The following is a 506-nucleotide window of genomic DNA, read 5'->3' on the forward strand; positions in this document are numbered from 1 at the left end:
GATGAATGAATTGACTGTGCTGATACTTACGTATCACTTGGTCACTCAGTTTCATTGATTAAATCTTTTAGACTAAATCATTTCACGAGTGCCCACACAGATTGCATGGTCAAATTGTTAAAGAACATTGACTATTCAATGCCTTAGCGCGTTACGCTTCAGCAAGTCAGGTGGCGTATAATACGCTTTTCTGATATTCAGTCAAGATAAAATTTTCAACTTTTTCACCAAGTGGTTAAAAAATAAAAACCTTATATTGACGGCGCTCACATTCCAATCAGCGGGAGCGAAATAAAAGCCCGCTCAGCAAAGCGGGCTTTCAAAATGGGCGCTTGGCGATGTCCTACTCTCACATGGGGAGACCCCACACTACCATCGGCGCTGCTGCGTTTCACTTCTGAGTTCGGCATGGATTCAGGTGGGACCACAGCGCTAAGGTCGCCAAGCAAATTCGTTTATTTCAAGCTGTGCTTGAAATAGCAATCTGGGAAAGTTAACTAGTTCTC

The 506-nt window shown here is 43.1% G+C and carries 1 rRNA gene; it reads right to left on the reverse strand.

Annotation, left to right across the window (positions count from 1 at the left end):
- Positions 1-330 precede the first annotated feature (330 nt).
- Positions 331-446: ribosomal RNA gene (rrf, locus tag CTN07_RS22675) — 5S ribosomal RNA — on the reverse strand.
- Positions 447-506: the final 60 nt, after the last annotated feature.

Source organism: Photobacterium damselae (assembly GCF_003026815.1).
In the GTDB taxonomy this organism is placed as follows: domain Bacteria; phylum Pseudomonadota; class Gammaproteobacteria; order Enterobacterales; family Vibrionaceae; genus Photobacterium; species Photobacterium damselae.